Genomic DNA, 17,898 nt, shown 5'->3' on the forward strand with positions numbered 1-17,898 from the left:
CGCCGGGACCGGGGTCATGTCGGCGCGGCATGGTCACGCGCACCGATCCCGGGAGAGGGCTGCAAGAGGGAAGGCCGACGGCGCAGTGCGCGCGCCGTCGGCGGCGGCACCGCACTCGGGGACGAGTTGCTGCGGGTCGCCGAACCGGGAGGCGGGGATGTCGTTCGGGGTCGCGTTCACGGGACGTCCATTCAGCGAGGCGGGCTGCTCATGCCGGCCTGATCGGCTCGTTCACCGCACTGACGACCCCGTATCGGCGGAGGTGACCGGTTGCGCCGGATTCTTCAGAGACTTCCTGGACGTCCCGGGCCGGCAGTGGAGGCGAGGTCGAGCCCGGCCAGCCGCGCGGGGTCGGCCAAGATGTCGACCGCGGCGATCCTGCCGTCGGCGACGGTGAAGCTCATGACCGAGATCGGCGTCCCGTCGATGGTGTTGACCAGTCCGGCCAAGCCGTTGATCAGGGCGGGACGCGTGGTGGCAGTGGTCGCCATGCGCTGGAAGGTGGCGGCCTGCCCGGCCACCGCCGCAGCGCCGCGGATGACCCGCAGGCCCCCGGCGAGCACACCGCCGTCCGCGCGCAGCACCACGTCCGGGTCCAGCAGGCTGAGCAGCGCGTCGAAGTCGCCGCCGCGCGCGGCGGTCAGGAAGGCGTCCACCACCCGGCGCTGGCCGACCGGATCCGGGTCCGGCGGCGGCGCCGCGCCGCGAACCCTCTGGCGGGCCCTGCTGGCGAGCTTCTTGGCCGTGGCCGGCGTCCGGTCGACGATCGGCGCGATCTCCTCGAACGGCAATCCGAACATGTCGTGCAGCACGAACGCCAACCGCTCCGCCGGAGTGAGCGACTCCAGCACCACCAGCAGCGCCAACCCGACCGAATCGGCCATCAGCGCCTGCTGTTCGGGATCGCTTCCGTCCTCGCGTCCGACCACCGGGTCGGGCAGCCGCGCCTCCAGCGGCTCCTCCCCGCGTCGCTTGCGCGCTCGCAGGACGTCCAGGCATACCCGGCCGACCACCGTGGTCAGCCAACCGCCGAGATTGTCGATCTGACGTTCGTCGGATCGGGCCAGCCGCAGCCACGCCTCCTGGATCGCGTCATCGGCCTCGGACAGCGATCCGAGCATCCGGTACGCGACCGCCTTCAGATGAGGACGGTGCTCCTCGAACCGGACGGCGAGGAACTCAGACGGATTCACGGTCACACACCCCTTCCACAGATGTCATCGCCGCCATGACGTACCAACCTCCACGAAGGTGACCGCAGTTCCTCCCCCTCCACGCCCGCACCCGGCGCACCCACCGTCGGCGTCCTGGAAGATGGCTTCCATGGAACCGGTCGCTGGATGCCTTGCCTGTGACCTTCTTGCTGGGATTCGTTCCCTTCCAGGCGGTCGTCTTGCGGAGGCATCGGGATGGGTCGTTGAGCACTCGGTAGGCCCGCTCGGCCTGGGGACGTTGGTGGTCAAGCCAGTACGGCACGTCGTCCATGGCCCGGTTCGGCGCGTACGGGCCCGCTTTGCAGATGGCGATGTTCCGCGAAGGGGCGGTGCCGGACGAGCGCGAGGTAGAAGCGCTGTGCGAGCAACTCCGAGCAGTCCTGCCCAGCTAGGGCGGACGGTGCGAACGGCCATCGTTGTGGCTCTGATTGGTGAGGCCAAGGTGACGGGAGTGCCCATTTCCCCGTCAGGTCATGCTCAGTGACTCTTTGAGTACGAAGAGTAATCGAACTCGGCGGCCCCTGCACCTGAAGGCCCGGGGTGATGAGCGGAGGAGGCGGAGTGCATCTAACCCCGCATGAACAGGAACGGCTGATGATCCATGTGGCCGCCGATGTGGCGAGCAGGCGGCAGGAACGGGGGCTGCGGCTGAACTATCCCGAGGCCGTCGCGCTGCTGACCGCGCACGTGCTCGAAGGCGCCAGGGACGGCAGGACCGTCCGGGAGCTGATGTCCTCCGGGCGCGGGGTGCTGACCCGGCAGGACGTGATGCACGGCGTCCCGGAGATGATCGAGATGGTCCAGGTGGAGGCGACCTTCCCTGACGGCACCAAGCTGGTGACCATCAGCGACCCCATCCCGGCCAGGGACGACGTCGACGGCCCCGGGAAGATCGAGCATCCCGGCACGGCCGACCCGATCGAGGTGAACACGGGCCTCCCGATCACCAGGGTCCAGGTCCAGAACGCCGGTGACCGCGCCGTGCAGGTCGGCTCCCACTACCACTTCTACGAGGTCAATCCCGATCTGAAGATCAGGGCGGTACCGGTCGGGGATCCGGACGCGGAACCCGATCGCGGATGCGCCCGGGGGATGCGGTTGAACATTCCCGCGGGCAATTCCCGACGGTTCGAGCCCGGCTGCCGGGTCGAGGTGGACTTGGTGCCCATCCAGGGAAAGCGGATCGTGCTGGGGTTGCGCGGAGAGATCAGAGGCGAACTCGACCCGCGGCAGAACGCGGAGACGGACGGGGCGGAGAGCCGATGACGGAGCACCAGCAGACCGAGTCGCAGGGGTGCCGTCCCCGGCTGGAGCGTGCCGAGTACGCCGACCTGTACGGGCCGACCCGGGGCGACCGGATCCGGCTCGCCGACACCGACCTGCGGGTTGAGATCACGCAGGACTGGGCGGGCGGCCCGGGTCACAGCGGCGACGAGATGGTGTTCGGCGGCGGCAAGATGATCCGCGAGTCGATGGGCCAGTCCGCCGTTCCGCGCCTGCTGGCCGCCGCACCGGGCGAGCGCGCGCCGGACGAGCGCGCGCCGGACGAGCGCGCGCCGGGAGCTCCCGACACCGTGATCACCGGGGTGGTCGTCCTGGACCACTGGGGCATCGTCAAGGCCGACGTCGCGCTGAGGAACGGCCGCATCCTGGCGCTGGGCAAGGCGTACAACCCGGAGACCATGACCCCGCGCTTCGGCGAGCGGCCCGAGCCCGCCGACGGTGCGCCCGACTTTCCCGCGCCCGCGGCCGCCGAACCGGGGATCGTCCGCCCGAGCCCCACCGACATCGTGGTCGGCCCGGAAACCGAGATCATCTCCGGCAACGGCAAGATCCTCACGGCCGGGGGCGTCGACACCCACGTCCACTTCATCTGCCCCGAGGAGATCGACGAGGCGCTGGCGGCAGGGGTCACGACGCTGATCGGCGGGGGGACGGGCCCGGCCGAGGGCAGCAAGGCCACCACCGTCACGCCGGGGTCGTGGCACATCGCCGCGATGTTCGAGGCGCTGGACGGTTCGGCGGTCAATGTCGGACTGCTCGGCAAGGGCGCCACGACCTCGCGCGTCTCCATGGAGGACCAGCTGGCCGCCGGGGTGATGGGCTTCAAGATCCACGAGGACTGGGGCGCCACGCCCGAGGTCCTGCGCGTCTGTCTGGAGGTGTGCCAGGCGTCCGGCGTCCAGCTCGCCCTGCACGCCGACACCCTGAACGAGGCCGGTTCCCTGGCCAGCACCCTGGAGGCCATCGGCGACCGGTGCATCCACGCCTTCCATGTGGAGGGCGCTGGCGGCGGCCACGCCCCCGACATGATCGAGATGGCGGGCCACGACCGGGTGCTGCCCGCCTCCACCAACCCGACCCGCCCGCTGACGGTCAACACCGTCACCGAGCACATCGACATGGTGATGGTCGCGCACCACCTCAACCCGAAGGTCAAGGAGGATCTGGCCTTCGCCGACTCGCGGATCCGGCCGTCCACGATGGCGGCCGAGGACCTGCTGCACGACCTCGGCGCCATCTCGATCATGTCGTCGGACGCCCAGGCGATGGGCCGGATCGGCGAGATGATCACGCGGACCTGGCAGACCGCGCACGCGATGAAGGTGCAGCGCGGCGACCTCGGCGGCACCGAGGCCGCCGACAACCTGCGCGCCCGCAGGTACGTGGCCAAGTACACGATCAACCCCGCCGTCGCGCACGGCATCGACTACCTGGTCGGGTCGGTCCAGCCCGGCAAGCTCGCGGACCTGGTGCTGTGGGAGCCGAAGTTCTTCGGCGTCAAGCCCGACGCCGTGCTCAAGGGCGGGCAGATCGCCTATGCCCAGGTCGGCGACGCCAACGCCTCCATCCCGACCCCCCAGCCGCTCCTGCCGCGCCGGATGTTCGGCAGCCTCGGGCACGCCCCGGGCCACAACTCGGTGAACTTCGTGTCCGAGAAGTTCACCGCCGACGTCCCCGGCCTGCGGAAGAGGTTCGTGCGCATCGCCGGGACGCGGCACCTGACCAAGGCCCACATGCGCGAGAACGACGCCAAGCCCGTCATCGACGTCAAGCCCGACAGCTTCGAGGTGATCGTCAAGGGCAGCGGGGGCGCCGGCGAACAGGACGACCGGACCAGCGACGTGACAGTGACGGTCGAAACCCGGGCGACGGCCGAGAAGAACGCGCCGACCGACGCGCAGACGCCAGCCGACGCGCAGACGCCGACCCGAACCGAGGTGTCGGTCAAGGAGGAGGACGTCGTGTTGGACTACCGCACCGAGCTGCCCATGGCCCAGCGGTACTTCCTGTTCTGATGGCGTCGCCCACCCGCGCCGGCCTCACCGGCGACGTGCCCGGACGCGGCACGGGTCCCGTGGCCCTGCTGCTGCTCAGCGACGGGCGGTTCCCCTCCGGGGGGCACGCCCACTCCGGTGGGGCGGAGGCCGCCATCGCGGCCGGCCGCGTCCACGATCCGGCGACGCTGGAGCAGTTCTGCCGCGGCCGTCTGCACACCACCGGCCTGGTCGCCGCGGGTCTGGCGGCCGCGGCGGCCGGCGGCTGCGACCCGCTGCCGCTGGACGCCGCCGCCGACGCGCGCACGCCCAGCCCGGCCCTGCGCCGGGTGGCGCGCAGGCTCGGACGGCAGCTGATGCGCGCCGCCCGCGTCGCGTGGCCCGATCCCCGGCTCCACGCCCTCGCCGCGGCCCGCCCCGAGGGCGTGCACCAGCCGATCGTGCTGGGCCTGGTCGCGCGGGCGGCCGGGCTCGCCCCGCCCGAGGCCGCCCAGGCCGCCGCGTACGACACCGTCTGCGGCCCGGTCACCGCGGCGATCCGGCTGATCGGCCTGGACCCCTTCCAGGCCACCGGCGTCCTGGCCCGCCTCACCGGCGCCATCGAGGACGTCGCCGACCAAGCCGCCGGGCACGCGGCCCGGGTGCCGGCCGAAGGCACCGACGCGATACCCGCGGCATCGGCGCCCCTGCTGGACATCACCGCCGAACAGCACGCGGCCTGGCCGGTACGCCTGTTCGCCAGCTGACCACCCGGACACCTCTTCCCGACCAGCGACTTCGGAGCAGCCATGCATATCCACCACGCGCGAACCGACCCTTCGTCCCTGTCCGCGGACGTCCTTCCGGGCGGTGCCGACTCCGGAAACGGTTCGCGGGCACTGCGCATCGGGCTGGGCGGCCCCGTCGGCTCGGGCAAGACCGCGACGGTCGCCGCTGTGTGCAGGCACCTGCGCGACACCTTCTCCATCGCGGTGGTGACCAACGACATCTACACCCGCGAAGACGCACAGGCCCTGCTGCGCCAGGCGGTACTGCCGCCCGAGCGCATCACCGCCGTCGAGACCGGCGCCTGCCCGCACACCGCCATCCGCGACGACATCTCCGCCAACCTGGAAGCCGTCGACGACCTGCAGGACCGCATCGGCGCCCTGGACCTCATCCTCATCGAATCCGGCGGCGACAACCTCACCGCCACCTTCTCCCGCGGACTGGTCGACCACCAGATCTTCGTCATCGACGTTGCCGGAGGCGACGACATCCCCCGCAAAGGCGGCCCCGGCATCACCGCATCCGATCTCCTGGTCATCAACAAGACCGACCTGGCCCCCCATGTCGGCGCCGACCTGCACGCCATGGAACGCGACGCCAAGGCCGCCCGCGCCTCCCTGCCCGTCCTGCTCACCAGCGTGACCGGCGCGGACGGCGGCAGGGCCATCGCCGACTGGGTCACCGGCCGCCTCGCCGGACGCGGCACGGTCCGCGCATGACGGCCACAGCCTCCATGCCCGCCGCCCACGACACTCCGGCGCCGTCCCTGTCCGGCCGACCACTCGTCCATGGACTCCACGCCATCGCCCGCATCACGGCCCGCGCCGAGAGCAGGACCACCGGCCTCCCGGTCCTCGACGGCGACGGCCCCTTCGACCTCCGGCGACTCCGCTCGGACGGCGGCCAGGCACGCGTCTGCGTTCTCAACGCGATGAGCACCCCGCACAACGGCGATCGGCTGCGCATCGAAGTGACCGTCGAACCAGGCGCCGACCTGCATGTCACGTCCGCCACCGCATCAATAGCGCTGCCCGGCCCCGCACCCGGATACGCCACCTACGACGTGACACTGCGCGTGGACGACAACGCGCGCCTGCACTGGCTTCCCGAACCCACCATCTCCGCCGCCCGCAGCGACCTGCGCCAGCTCATCCGGGTCGAACTGGCCCCCACCGCCCGAATCCTGCTCGGCGAACAGCAGATCCTCGGCCGCGCCGGCGAACCCCCAGGGCGACTGAGCAGCCGCCTGATCGTCCGCCGAGCGGGAGAAACGCTCCTCGACCAGCACACCGCCTACGGCCCGGGTACACCCGCCTGGGACGGCCCGGCCGTCCTGGGCGGCAACCGCGCCATCGGCCAACTCCTCCACATCGGTCCCGATCTCGACAGGAACCCTCCCACCCGCATCCTCCGGGACCTTCCACCAGGCGCGCACGGCGTCATCACCCCCATCGCCGACCACGCCACACTCCTCACCGCCCTCGCCCCCGATACCACCGGCCTGACGCCGTCCTTCACCGCCGCACTCCCGGCCCGCAACTGAGCAGAAGAACCAGCGCATGTAGGCACAAACGGCTTACTCACACCACCTTGGTGATCCGGCACTCATGTCCACAGGTCAAAATCCCAAGGTGGACAAAAGCGTCTCCACCGAGCGCGACCAGGGCAGTTCTACGGCGAGGTCGGCCCGCAGTTTCTCGGCCTCTTCGAAATGACGTTCCCGGCCCAGTAGCACTCGTTCGATCGCGTTGGCCCAGCTGGCCTTGTCCTCCTCGTCCCGTCCCGACATCGGCACGACCCAGCTGGCGGCGCGCTCCTGGCCCAGCCGCTCTCTCAGTAGTTCGGCGAGGCCGCTGTTCTCACTGAGCAGCACCGGTGTGCCCGCCACTATCGCTTCAAGGCCCACCAGGCCGAACCCTTCGTCCCGCGACGGCATGATGACCACGCTGGACCGATAGAGATCGTCGCTGAGGCGCTCCGCGTCAGTGGTGTAGAGGCGGGGCGTGATGGTCAACCGCGGGTTGTCCGCCCAGTTCCGCATCTGCTCCCGCTGCGCGGTGGCATCGTGCGCCGGAACCCCGCGGACCACGAGTTCGATCCGGTCCAGGCGTTGCCGGTCACGCCGCTCGGCCACGAGGCCGCATGCCTTGGCGGCCAGGTCGAGGCCCTTGAGCCGGTACTCCTCGGCCCGCCCGATGAGCAGGATGCTCAGCGGAACGCCACCGGGCAGTTTCCGGCGGCGCGGGTCGGCGACGTCGAACCCGGGATCGAACCGGAGCGGTTCGCGATCGTCCGGCCTCGACAGGTAGCCCTGAAAACGGCCCTGGAGGCGCGGCCCGACGGCCACCAGCCGATCGGCTTGGCGGCCCAGGAAGACCTCGGTGCGGGTGCGGGCCTCCGCACTGTCGGCCGCGTCGTCCTTCAGCTTGTGCCATTCGATCTCATCGGGCGCCATGTGCACGAAATGCAGCCGCGTCGCGCCCTCGAAGTTGTCCTGCGCCTGGACGAGCGCGGCCGCGCCGGTGATCCGCGCGTGCCCGATCACCAGGTTGGGACGTACTCGGCCCGGCAGGTCGGGACGCAGGAAGAGACCCATCTCCTCGGGGGTTCCGGCGAGCCGGTCGCGTGCCAGCAGGACGACTCCGTCGGCCTCGGCCTCGTCCTTCTCGTCCTGCGTGGCGTCGATGACCATGCAGAAGACCTGTGCGCCGCGAGCGGCGAGCGCTCGGCACAGCTGCCGGTTGAAGGTGCTGAGTCCGCCGTGGGCCGACCCCCATTCGGTGGCGACGACGAGCACCCGGCAGCCGTCGTCCGGGGCAGGGCTGTCGGCCGCGGGGGCGCTCCGTTGCTCCGCCAGGGACCGTGCGAACGCCGCGGAGAAGAGCCGGTGATCGGATCCGTTCCGGACGACGATCCCAGTGCGTACGAGTTCCTGCAGTTCGGGCGTCTCGTCGACGGTGGCTCCACCCGCGATGGCGCGCAGCAGGTCGCCGCCGCCCCCTCTCGCGTCCCGGTCGATCGCCCCGGTGAGCCGTGCGAAGTAGGCGCGCAGGTCCACCGCACCCGCGGAGTAGGCGGCCCCGACATCGACCTTGCCGGTCCGTCGGTAGTGCTGGACGATCTGGTCGCACAGCGACTCCAGCAGAAGGGGATGGCCTCCGGTGAGGTCGAGGATCTCGGCGGCATCCGCGGAAAGGTCCAGTCCGGACTCCGATGCGCGCTCCAGCATCCGCGCCGTCTCGGACAACTCGAACAGGCCGACATCGCACCGCCGCCCGATGACGCCCTGCAGGCGGGAGCCGCCGGCCGCGTCGATCTCGATCTCCTGGACGGGACGCCGGGAGATCGTCACCAGGCCGACCGGGTAGCGGGCCTCGCTCGCCAGTGCGCGCAGCAGTTGGTAGCCCGACAACTCGGCCAGCACCAGCGGCGCACGGTCGAACTGGTCGAGGACGAGCAGGACGTACCGGCCCGCGTCGCCGACCGCTTCGAAGAACACCGAAACCGCTTCGTCGAGGTCGGCCCAGTCGGTGGTGCGGCGCGCGGCCGCCGCAAGGTCCGCGAGGCCGGGGACGTCCGGCAGGCATCGGGCGACCCGTCGGGTCAGCGTGCCGAACAGGTCGAACACCGAGGTCATGCGGCCCACGTCGAGCCGGGTGACCACGAGGTCCGTCCGGTCCATTCCGGCCAGGCTGTGCTCGACGAGACTGGTCTTGCCGACACCGCGCTGGCCGAAGACGCTGAGGTTGCCGGGCCGGCCGGGGTCCCGCCAGAGCTGGCCGATGCCCTCCTGCAACGCGGGCCGCTCGATATACCGGTCGCCGGTGGCAGGTCGCCCGGCGTCCCGGAACGGATTCGGCGCGGTCACGCTCTTCCCTCCGTGAAGTAGCGCTCCAGCCAGGACCGGTAGAGGCCGACGGCGATCCGGTATCTCCGGGTGTCCCGCCGCAGCACCTCACGGGCGACCAGGTCGTCGAGCAGTTCCGGCGACACGGCACCGCCGTGGCAGTACTCGATCTCCCGCAACGTGGTCGGCCCGTCGCTGGACGCCCGCGCCACCGACACCAGGGTCTGGCGGATCGCCGCCGTGTCCGGCTCGGAGCCGGCGTCCGCATGGTCCTCGACGCCGACGGCGGACTCCAGGTTGTCGAAGTCTCCCGCGTTCATCGTCTCCACCAGGTGGCCCGCGACCTCGGCCACGTCCGCCTCCGTGACGGTGGCGGCGTTCTCCTTGTTCATGTACTCGACCAGCTCGTAGCAGAATTTCTGCAGGTAGTAGGGGTTGCCGCCGGTCAGGTCGATGATCTGCTCCACGGCGGTGGGCAGGTGGCGGACTGGTGTACCGGGCGCACCCTGGACCGGCTCCCGTACCAGGGCACGGGCGCCCGCCTCGTTCAGGTAAGTGACTCTTTCGATGCCGAACACGCCGAAGGCGTTGGGATCAGCTTCGATGACCCGTTTCAACTGCGGTTGCCCGACCAGTACCAGATGGAACAGCCGGGCCTCGATGATCGCCTTGATCGACTGCATGAAGGACCGGGAGACCAGCCCCGTGCGGATCCAGTGGTCCACGTACTGGAACTCGTCGAAGAACACCACCCAGGGCGGGAGATCGGGACGGTCGGCGCGACAGGCATGGAGCAGCTCCACGAAGTCGCCCACGGGATCGAGACTTCCGGCAAGCCCTCCCCTGGTGAGACCGGACCGGAGCAGCGGCGTGCCCCCGACCAGGGTCTTGTTCACCCCCGTCAGGATCCGCCACAGCAGCGCGGCGAGTTGCTGCCTGTCGGCGTCCGTGCCCGAGCGGGTCAGCCCGCCGAGGCTGCCCGCGTTGATGACGGCGAACCCGTCCTCGCGGGCGAGCAGCCGCATGAGCTGCAAGGCGATGGAGGACTTGCCGGTGCGCTTCTGCCCGTAGATCGCGATGCCGGCGCCGGGTTCACCCGCCGTGCACAGTCGCTGCCTGATCCGTCCGATCAATTCTTCCCGGCCGAAGAACATCGCCGGGTCGGCGATCGGACGGCCGAGCGCCCCCTCGGAGAAGGGATTTGGCTGGACGGGCGTGTAGCCGCGCTCGACGGACACCGCCAGCCGCTCCGCCAACTGGGCGTCGTCCTCGGCATACCGGGGGCGATGATGCAGGACGACGTCGAATTCGATCTCAGTGACGTCCTGTGCGTCCTCACCCAGCCGGAAGGGCACGAACACGGTGGCGGACGCACCACCGGGCACCGGCGCCGGCAGGTCGATCCGCTCCCGAACCGGCGGGCACCGGCCCGGGTCCGCACTGACCGCGAGCCAGGCCGTCTCGAGGGGCGCGGCACCGTCGGCGTTGCGCACCCGCACCTGCGCGGTCACCAGGGGACCGCACACCCGGGCCGCCGGCAGCGCCGCCGCGATGCCCGGGCTCGGCGGATTCTCGGCGACGAGGCGCCGGCGGGCCTCGTCGGCCAGCACCCCGATGCGAGCAGCGGCCGGTTCGACGACCTCCACCGTCAGGGACGTCGGGGCGGCATGTATGCCCTCCCTGATCACTCCGGCGAGGTGGGCGGCCTTGCGCAGGCACCGGTCCCGGTCATCGAACTGCCGGTCCGCCATCGCCATGTGCAGCGCCTTCAGCGCATCGGCCAGAGCGCCGAGTTCCATGGACGCCGGTGCCGCGTCCAGCTGGTCGGCAACACGGTCGGCGGCCTCGCGCAGCGTCCAGCCGCGCAGGTCCAGTTCGGCGACCGACCGCAACCGGTAGGCGAGCTTGCGCCGGTCGCGCCGCCATATCTCGACCCCACCGCCCCAGCTCCCGGCACTGGCCGCGCGCAGCTCGGTGTTGGCGCGTGCGGACAGGCCGCCGTCCCGGCGCACCGCCTCCACGAGGAGGGCCCCGGCGGTCTCGCTGTAGGCGAGCAGCGGCACGATCAGGTCCATGGCGACCGACTCGCCCTCCCGGTCATGGCGCCGCAGCGCCGCCCGGAAGTCCGTGCCGGGCGGCGCGTCCAAGTAGACCGACACGGCCCGCCCCAGCAGCGTGTCATCGCGAGACGCGTCCCCCAACGCCGAGACGGCGGCCAGGCAGAGGTCTCGCGCCGACTCCCGGCTCTCACCCCGGACGGCGAGCGCCAACGCCGTCAGGCCCCTGGCCCGGAAGCGGGCGGCGTCGCGGGTGAGCCCCGCCTCATCCCCCAGTACGGCGGCGGACAAGAGCGAACCGTGGTCGACACCGTTCTCGTCATCTGTGAAGGAGGCCGTGAAGTTCGAGAAGTCCTCCACATCGATCGGTCGCTCGTCTTGGCCGGCTTGCTCGATGAGCTCGGCGGCGGCGACGGCGTACTGCCGCTCGACGTAGTCGGCCAGCGGGCCGGCGCCGAACGCGCGCCAGCTGTCGTCCTCGCCCATCCCGAACCGTTCGACGGCCTCCCGGAGCTCCGGGGCCACCTGAGGCGTTACCGCGAGGCAGTTCCGCGCCAGCTCGAGAGCCTGCGTGGTGGCAGAGTCGAGGCACGCCCGTATGACCAGACTGGCGTCGGACTTCGCCGCCCAGAACACGATGGTCTGCCACCAGCCGGGGTCCTCGATCCGGCCGGCGAGCATCCGTACCGACTTCTGCTCGGTGAGCTGCTGGGCGGCCAGGTACTCCTGGACGGGCCGATGGACGAAGGCGTAGTTTCCGTCTCCCAGTTCGACGAGCAAACCGTTTTCGGTCATCGATGTGAAGAATTCCCGAACACCAGCCCGTCCGCGAACGATACGTCCAGCCTGGTCGTACACATCGCCCTCATCGAAGCGGGGACGGCCGTCCTCCAACTGGAAAAGGGCCAGCCGCCGGGCGATGCGAAGCTGCTGTTCGCTGCTGAGTCCGCTGGGGTCGGCGGTGTGCTTGCCCTCCTGGCGTCGCCGGAACAGCAGTTCGAGCAGTTCCTCGTACACCTCGACAATGCCGCGCGGGTCCGCGCCCGCCCTGAGGTGCGCTCCGGCGATCAGGTTCAGCATGACGGGACTGGTAAGGCCCGCGAGGGCAGGGGTGCGCTCGATCCAAGCCAGCAGATCGGCGGCCTGCCGCGTGGCGTAGTCCGTCCCTTGGCTGTAGTGAGGCTCGTACTCGGCGACACTCCGGTACCAGCGCCGTATGTACTCGGCCCGCTGCTCAACATCGAACTCGCCGACGGTCAGGACCCTTGTGGCGGGCAGTGTGCCGGTGTAACGGGAAGAGCGCGAGGCGATGACCCACGATGCCCGGGGATAACGATCGATTTGCCGGCGCAGCCAGCCTACGACGATGGAGCGCTCATCGACACTGCCTATCTCGTCAAGGCCGTCGAGTAAGACCAGGCACCGGCCGTCGAGCAGGGCGCGCATCCGGTCCGGGCCGACCGTAGCGCCGGGTCGCGTCCGCACGGCCAGATCCGCGAGATCGTCCAGGTCGAGGAGCGTGTGCACGTGCTCGCGCAGGTACAGCAGTACCGGCAGCGGACGCGACCCCTGCTCCAGGAACCGGTCTGCGGCCTCGAGAACCATCTGGCGCAACAGCGTCGTCTTTCCCGCTCCCGGTGCGCCGAGGATAACGAAGACCTGCTTGCTCGACTGTCCGAGCGCGTCCTGCAGGTCGGTCGCATACATGGGTGGCCGGCCGACTGCCCCTGGCCCAACGTCAAATATCGGTGGGACGTACGGGTGACGGGGGTACGGACTTGGAGGGGATGAGCCGCTGTATCGATGTGTCTCGTAATCCAGCTCGTAGAGGACACCCGCCGTGAGCACCTCGGCGTACTGCTCGCCGTCGCGGCGAAGACGCCGACGCGGCAATCTGCGCGCCCAGAGCGCCAGGATCATCGAGATCGCCGCGAGTCCCACAAGGCCGGCGTACAGCACCCGAAGTTGGAGATCCGTCATGGCGTACCCCGTCCGTGCCGATCCCGTTCCATCCATCAGAACGGACAGAACACACGTTGTGGCGGAGAGTGCTCCAGTTGTTATGAAGTCGTTCGATCCTGCCGGACCACACTCCAGCGTCGGCTACGCCGGGCCGTCGTCATCCGCCTCGACGGCGAAGGTCGCCAGCCGGGCGGGCAGCGGCAGGTCGTACTTCCCGGCGAGGAAGAGCGTCTGAGCGTAGAGACGGGCCTGCTTCGCAACATCTCCCATGACCCAGGCGTTGGTTCCCGCCGACGTCACGATCGAGACGACGGGGATCCCCTTCGCCACTTTGCCGACGGGAATGTGGGAACTGCCGTTCCACTGCTTCATCAGCTTCTCAAGAGCCGCGAGAAGCTTGTGATCGTCGCGGAGTTTCTGGCTCCACCTCGTGCGCCCCTTGGTAGCCGCCGCGGCGAGATTCGCACTGCGGGCTGTGGACGCCTTGGGAATCTGCTCGCTGAAGGACCGAGCCACCATCCGCCCCACGACGTGCTGGAGTTCCGGGTCGGTCGCATCGAACCCGTACGCGTAGCAGACGCGGGTTGCGATCGAGGTCGTCAGCACCTGCATGACGGCGATGTCCGCAGTGATCGCGGCCGCCCCGCCCGCGACCGGAACAAGGGCGAGGGCACCGAGCGCGGCCCCTTCGGCCGCGCCAAGGGAACGCCATTTGAGGACCAGGTTCCGGACGACCTCGTCGAGGTCGGCGAGATCCAGTCGACGAAGGTCTTCCAATGAGGACACATCGCGATTACGGCTCCGATGGAAGTCGATGACCTTCTGCGGATCCGTGAGTTCCACCGCCCAGTCGTTGGCCAGATCGACCAGTCGAATCGCGCCCTCTACGACGGGAGCGAGCACGGCGTCGGCCGCGCGCTCGCCGACGGCTTTGACGGACTCGGGGGTGGCCTCCTTGACCGCGGTCCCCGCGCGGCCCAGAACAACTTTCGTCTTCGACCCGGCGGCTTCGACGGCGGCTCGGGCCTTCGCCGGCATCAGCTTCCGCCGGTCTGCCTTGCGCTGCCAGTGAGTCTCAAGGGCCGTCCATGTGCGCACTTCGTACGGGGACATTCCCGGGGCCGCCGACGCCGTTGCCGAGTCGTCGTCCGAGTCGGGCGCCCGATCGTCCCCGCCGGGGGAGTCCGTGGCATCGCTGCGGCCGTTCATCTCAGGCTCGAAGGACTCAAGAGATTCCGAAGAATCCTGCATGCGTTTCTCCTTGCGGGGGGTATGGAACGGCCGGGTAGGGGCGGCGTTCCGGGGTGGAAGACTACGGCTGGCTGGGCAGGCGGTGGATGTGGCAGCGGCCTTCGGGGAGTTGTTTGGTGGCGCTGCGGAGCACGTGTTCGTGGTGGGTGAAGACGATGACCTGGAATCGGTCGGCCAGGCTGTCGAGGACGTGGAGGGCCGCTTCCGTGCGCTGTTCGTCGAATGTCATGAAGATGTCGTCGACGGCGATCGGAAGGGCGTTGCCGGCTGCGGCGTGGCGTTCGAGCGTGGCCAGGCGCAGCGCCAGGTAGAGCTGGTCGCGGGTGCCTTCGCTCAGGGCGGTGGGCGGCAGCGGCGGTCCCGAGGACGGCCTGGCGCGGATGCTCGGGGGCTCCTCCTCGGACATCTCGAGACCGGTGTAGGAGCCGCCCGTCAGCTGGGCGAACATTGCGGAGGCCAGCGCGAGCACGGGTTCCTGGTCGTTGGTCCGGTACTCCTCCATGCAGGCATGGATGGCGATCTTCGCGGCTTCCAGGCGCAGGTACTCCTCGGCGCTCTCGGCCAGTTCGGCGCAGATCTGGGCGATGTCGGACTCGGCGCGGGCAGCGTCGCCGCCCCCGTTGAGACCCTCCAGTACCCGGCGTCGCTCCAGGCGCTTTTCGAGCCAGTCGGCTTTGGCCGTCTCCAGTTCCTCGATTTCGCGGTCGAGTTCGGCCAGTTCGTCGGCGAGTTCCTCCGCTGACGTCTCCTCCGCCTGCTCGCGGAGCACGACCAGTTCCTGCCCTGCGGGAAGGGTCTGCCGGACGTTCGCGAGAGCCGTGGACTTCTCCCGCAAGGCGCCGGCGCGCTGCGCGGCGGCCTCCAGTTCGGCGATCGAAGTCAGACCGAGGCGTGCGGAGAAGTCCTGCAAGCGCCCTTCCAGCCCGCTCAGTTCGGCCTCCGCCTCGCCTACCCGCTCGGCGAGGTCGGCCTTTTGTGCGAGCAGGTTCTTACGTTGCTGCGCGCCGTCCCGCTGCCTCTGCAGGTCGTGTTCCAGCGTTTCGATGGCCTGCTGCCAGCCGGTGGCGGACGCCGGTACGTTCCGGCCGCAGGCGGTGAGCGTGGCCTTCACCAGGTCCCCGAACTCGGAGATCCGCTGCTCGCCCTGGTGGAGTTTCTGCTCCATCGCGTCCGCCGCATCGACCTCCGCAGCGACGTTGAAGAGGGTTTCCAGGTCGGTGAGAGCGGTGTCGAAGTCGCGGTCGGCGGCGAGGCCCGCGTCGTTCAGGAACTGCTGCCATTGCCCATCGTGGACGGCCAGGGCCTTCTCGGCGTCGGCCTTCGCGGATTCCGCTTCGCCAAGGTCGGTTTCCGCGCCGGCCAGCTCCCGCAGTACGGCTGCCCTTTCCTGGACGGTCTGCTCATGTTCGTGCAGGCGTCCACGTGCCGTCTCCACCATCTCCGCGAACATCGCGGAGGCGCGGCCCGTACTGGCGACGGCGGGTGAGTCCTCACCAAGGCGCAGCAGGTACTGGAGCCTGGCGGTGTGGGCGTTGAGGCGTTCGCACTGGCCTTCCAGCTCGATGCGGGCGTCCTGGAGTTCCCGCGCGTCGGTCTGGAGTCGGCCGAAGTCGTCCAAGACCTTTGACGCCTGCCCGAGGTCGGGCGCCGGGGCGGGGTATCCCTCCCACAGCGATTCCCAGTGCCTCTGCTCCAGCGCCTGCTCGGCGAGCAGTTCGTCCACGGCCGCCTGATGGTCGGGGACGGCGGCTTCCAGATCGGCGATCTCGCGCGTGAGGTCGGCCCGCTTGTTGACGCTCTCCGCATGCCGCAGCATCTGGTCGGCGGTGTCGTCTGCCCGCCGGACGGCCTCGCGCAGCGCGTCCATGGCGCCCGGATCGTCGGGGAGTCCCGCGAGCAGCCCGTCCCGCTCGGCGCGCCGCGCCCGCAGCTCGTCGTGTGTCGGCGGCGCGTCGTCGGTCGCCAGGCGCTGGAGGGCGCGACGGCATTTCACCAATTGCCGCTGCGCGCCGTCGAGTTCCCCGTCGCGGTCGCGGAGGCGCTCCTCAAGGTCCCGGAAGGCCCGCACGGCTCCGGTGACCTGCTCCTGGTCGGGCAGCCGGAGATCGAGGACGCCGTCGGGCGGCAGCTCGGGCAGTTCGAGCCGGTTCCGTGCCTGGCGGAATCGGCGGTCCCGCTTCTTCTCGTCGGCCTCGGTGTCGGCCAGCTTCTCCGGCAGGCCGGCGGGGATGGACGCGTACGCGTTCCGCAACTGCGAAACGTCCTCGCCTGCCGGGAGGGCGCTGAGCTCCTTGCCGAGTCGTTCGTGCTTGTCCCGGCATCGCTTCACCGCGTCCCGCGCGTGGTCGAGGTTCTCGCGGAGCGTCCGGCCGTGGTCCCGGAGCTCCTGTCCCTCCCCGCGCAGGGTTTCCGGGATCCGGTAGAGCTCTTCGTCGGCGAGGGTCGCCTGCGCGTGGACGGTACGCAGCCGCGATTCGGCCTGGACGCGCTTGCCGGCGACCTCGTCGGACGCCGCACTCTGCCGGTCCCTCTCGTCAAGAATCGCCGTGACGTCCTTGGCGAGCTGTCCGATCGCGCCGGCATGCGGGAGGAGGGAATCGTCCTGGCCGGTCTCGGAAAGTTGCCGCTCGGTTCGCTCGAGGTGTCCGGCGTCCGTCGCACGCACCGCGATGTGCTCGCTTCGCCGCTTGAGCAGCTCGGGCAGGTCCGTGCGGATGTCGTCGGGGGCCACCGGCCCTTGGCCGCTGATCTCCTCGACCTGCTGTTCCAGATCGCGGCACTGGGCCAGCGCGGGCAGGTTCTCCCGGAGCCGGTGCTTGGCTTCCCGCTGCCGTCGCGCGGCCCGCAGTTCGGCCTCGGTCTCGGCGAGGCGCCGCTCCGCCTCTTCGGCGGACTGTTCCGCGTCCCGGTACTGGCCGGGGAGGAGTGTCGCGTCGCGTGACCGCTGCCGGACGTCCTTCAGCCGGTCCAGCGAAACATTGATCGCCGGCTTCTTCCCGGTCGGCAGGAACAGCTCGCGCTGACGGGACCCGATCTTGTCGAGGACGGCCTTGAGGCGCATGCCCGACCGCGCGGCGGCGAGCAGCTGGGCCATGTCGCCCGCGCCGGAGGCGAGCAGTTCCCCGCCCTTGCGGAGTTCGTCGCTGTTGAGAGCGAACTCGGTGATGAACGTCTTGCGGTCGATGCCGCCGAGGAAGGGGGCGAGTGCCTCGTCGCCGAGCGGGTCCCCGTCGCCGTCCACGAGGTCGTCCTTGCGCTTCTTCCGGCGGACGATCTCCAGGGCCACCCCGTCGGCCGCCGAGAGCCGGGCGCCCAGCCGCGTCCGGTTGCCGTGCCGGAAGGCGTACCGGGAGTTGTGGTCGATGCCGTACAGCAGCTGGTCGAGGGCGCTCAGCGCCGTGGACTTGCCGGCTTCGTTGGGGCCGTGGACCAGGTGGACGCCGGCCCGGCCCAGTCCGTCCAGGGTGTAGTCGCCGAAGGCGCCGTAGGCGATGAGGTCGAGGCGTTCGATGCGCATTCCG

11 protein-coding genes are annotated in these 17,898 nt (G+C 70.2%); 5 read left to right on the forward strand and 6 right to left on the reverse strand.

What is annotated here, in order from left to right:
- Positions 1-33: 33 nt before the first annotated feature.
- Positions 34-180: a hypothetical protein gene (locus ABZ806_RS24125; RefSeq protein WP_500219629.1), complete on the reverse strand. Its 147-nt coding sequence runs from the start codon at positions 178-180 to the stop codon at positions 34-36.
- A gap of 104 nt (positions 181-284) precedes the next feature.
- Positions 285-1,193 (reverse strand): RNA polymerase sigma factor SigJ, encoded by a 909-nt coding sequence (gene sigJ / locus ABZ806_RS24130; protein ID WP_500219630.1) that lies wholly within the window; start codon positions 1,191-1,193, stop codon positions 285-287.
- Between the two features lie 564 nt (positions 1,194-1,757).
- Here sigJ and ABZ806_RS24135 point away from each other — a divergent pair.
- Genes ABZ806_RS24135 through ABZ806_RS24155 form a run of 5 tightly spaced genes read left to right on the forward strand, consistent with a single transcriptional unit; the run spans position 1,758 to position 6,803 of the window.
- Positions 1,758-2,480, forward strand: coding sequence for an urease subunit gamma (locus ABZ806_RS24135; RefSeq protein ID WP_500219631.1), 723 nt, complete (start codon positions 1,758-1,760; stop codon positions 2,478-2,480).
- Positions 2,477-4,513 carry an urease subunit alpha gene (locus tag ABZ806_RS24140; protein ID WP_500219632.1) on the forward strand — a complete coding sequence of 679 codons (2,037 nt, stop codon included), beginning with the start codon at positions 2,477-2,479 and terminating at the stop codon, positions 4,511-4,513. The genes ABZ806_RS24135 and ABZ806_RS24140 overlap by 4 nt, the downstream gene beginning before the upstream one ends.
- The gene (locus tag ABZ806_RS24145; RefSeq protein WP_500219633.1) at positions 4,513-5,238 is read left to right on the forward strand and encodes an urease accessory protein UreF; all 726 of its coding nucleotides are present in this window, start codon (positions 4,513-4,515) and stop codon (positions 5,236-5,238) included. Before ABZ806_RS24140 ends, ABZ806_RS24145 begins: the two co-directional genes overlap by 1 nt.
- 42 nt (positions 5,239-5,280) lie before the next feature.
- Positions 5,281-5,979, forward strand: coding sequence for an urease accessory protein UreG (ureG, locus tag ABZ806_RS24150; protein WP_500219634.1), 699 nt, complete (start codon positions 5,281-5,283; stop codon positions 5,977-5,979).
- Entirely contained in the window at positions 5,976-6,803 is an 828-nt protein-coding gene (locus tag ABZ806_RS24155; protein WP_500219635.1) for an urease accessory protein UreD, read from the forward strand. The genes ureG and ABZ806_RS24155 overlap by 4 nt, the downstream gene beginning before the upstream one ends.
- Before the next feature lie 75 nt (positions 6,804-6,878).
- Here the strand turns inward: ABZ806_RS24155 and ABZ806_RS24160 are convergent, their stop codons facing one another.
- The 4 genes from ABZ806_RS24160 to ABZ806_RS24175 all read right to left on the reverse strand — a co-directional run bounded on the left by ABZ806_RS24160 (position 6,879) and on the right by ABZ806_RS24175 (position 17,894).
- A complete protein-coding gene (locus ABZ806_RS24160; RefSeq protein ID WP_500219636.1) occupies positions 6,879-9,128 on the reverse strand; it encodes a glycosyltransferase in 2,250 nt (749 codons plus the stop codon).
- The gene (locus ABZ806_RS24165) at positions 9,125-13,123 is read right to left on the reverse strand and encodes an NACHT domain-containing protein (protein WP_500219637.1); all 3,999 of its coding nucleotides are present in this window, start codon (positions 13,121-13,123) and stop codon (positions 9,125-9,127) included. The genes ABZ806_RS24160 and ABZ806_RS24165 overlap by 4 nt, the downstream gene beginning before the upstream one ends.
- A gap of 144 nt (positions 13,124-13,267) precedes the next feature.
- A complete protein-coding gene (locus tag ABZ806_RS24170) occupies positions 13,268-14,377 on the reverse strand; it encodes an EcsC family protein (protein WP_500219638.1) in 1,110 nt (369 codons plus the stop codon).
- A 61-nt stretch (positions 14,378-14,438) separates the two neighbouring features.
- Complete coding sequence (locus tag ABZ806_RS24175; RefSeq protein ID WP_500219661.1) at positions 14,439-17,894, reverse strand: ATP-binding protein; 3,456 nt, start codon at positions 17,892-17,894, stop codon at positions 14,439-14,441.
- Positions 17,895-17,898: the final 4 nt, after the last annotated feature.

The sequence above is a fragment of the Spirillospora sp. NPDC047418 genome (assembly GCF_040643275.1).
Taxonomy (GTDB): Bacteria; Actinomycetota; Actinomycetes; order Streptosporangiales; family Streptosporangiaceae; genus Spirillospora.

Excerpts from the sequence above, each read along its gene's own strand:
- ABZ806_RS24145 (WP_500219633.1), top strand. The coding sequence starts at position 4,513 with ATGGCGTCGCCCACCCGCGCCGGCCTCACCGGCGACGTGCCCGGACGC.
- ABZ806_RS24135 (WP_500219631.1), top strand. The coding sequence starts at position 1,758 with ATGAGCGGAGGAGGCGGAGTGCATCTAACCCCGCATGAACAGGAACGG.
- ABZ806_RS24155 (WP_500219635.1), top strand. The coding sequence starts at position 5,976 with ATGACGGCCACAGCCTCCATGCCCGCCGCCCACGACACTCCGGCGCCG.
- ABZ806_RS24175 (WP_500219661.1), bottom strand. The coding sequence starts at position 17,894 with ATGCGCATCGAACGCCTCGACCTCATCGCCTACGGCGCCTTCGGCGAC.
- ureG (WP_500219634.1), top strand. The coding sequence starts at position 5,281 with ATGCATATCCACCACGCGCGAACCGACCCTTCGTCCCTGTCCGCGGAC.
- ABZ806_RS24170 (WP_500219638.1), bottom strand. The coding sequence starts at position 14,377 with ATGCAGGATTCTTCGGAATCTCTTGAGTCCTTCGAGCCTGAGATGAAC.
- ABZ806_RS24140 (WP_500219632.1), top strand. The coding sequence starts at position 2,477 with ATGACGGAGCACCAGCAGACCGAGTCGCAGGGGTGCCGTCCCCGGCTG.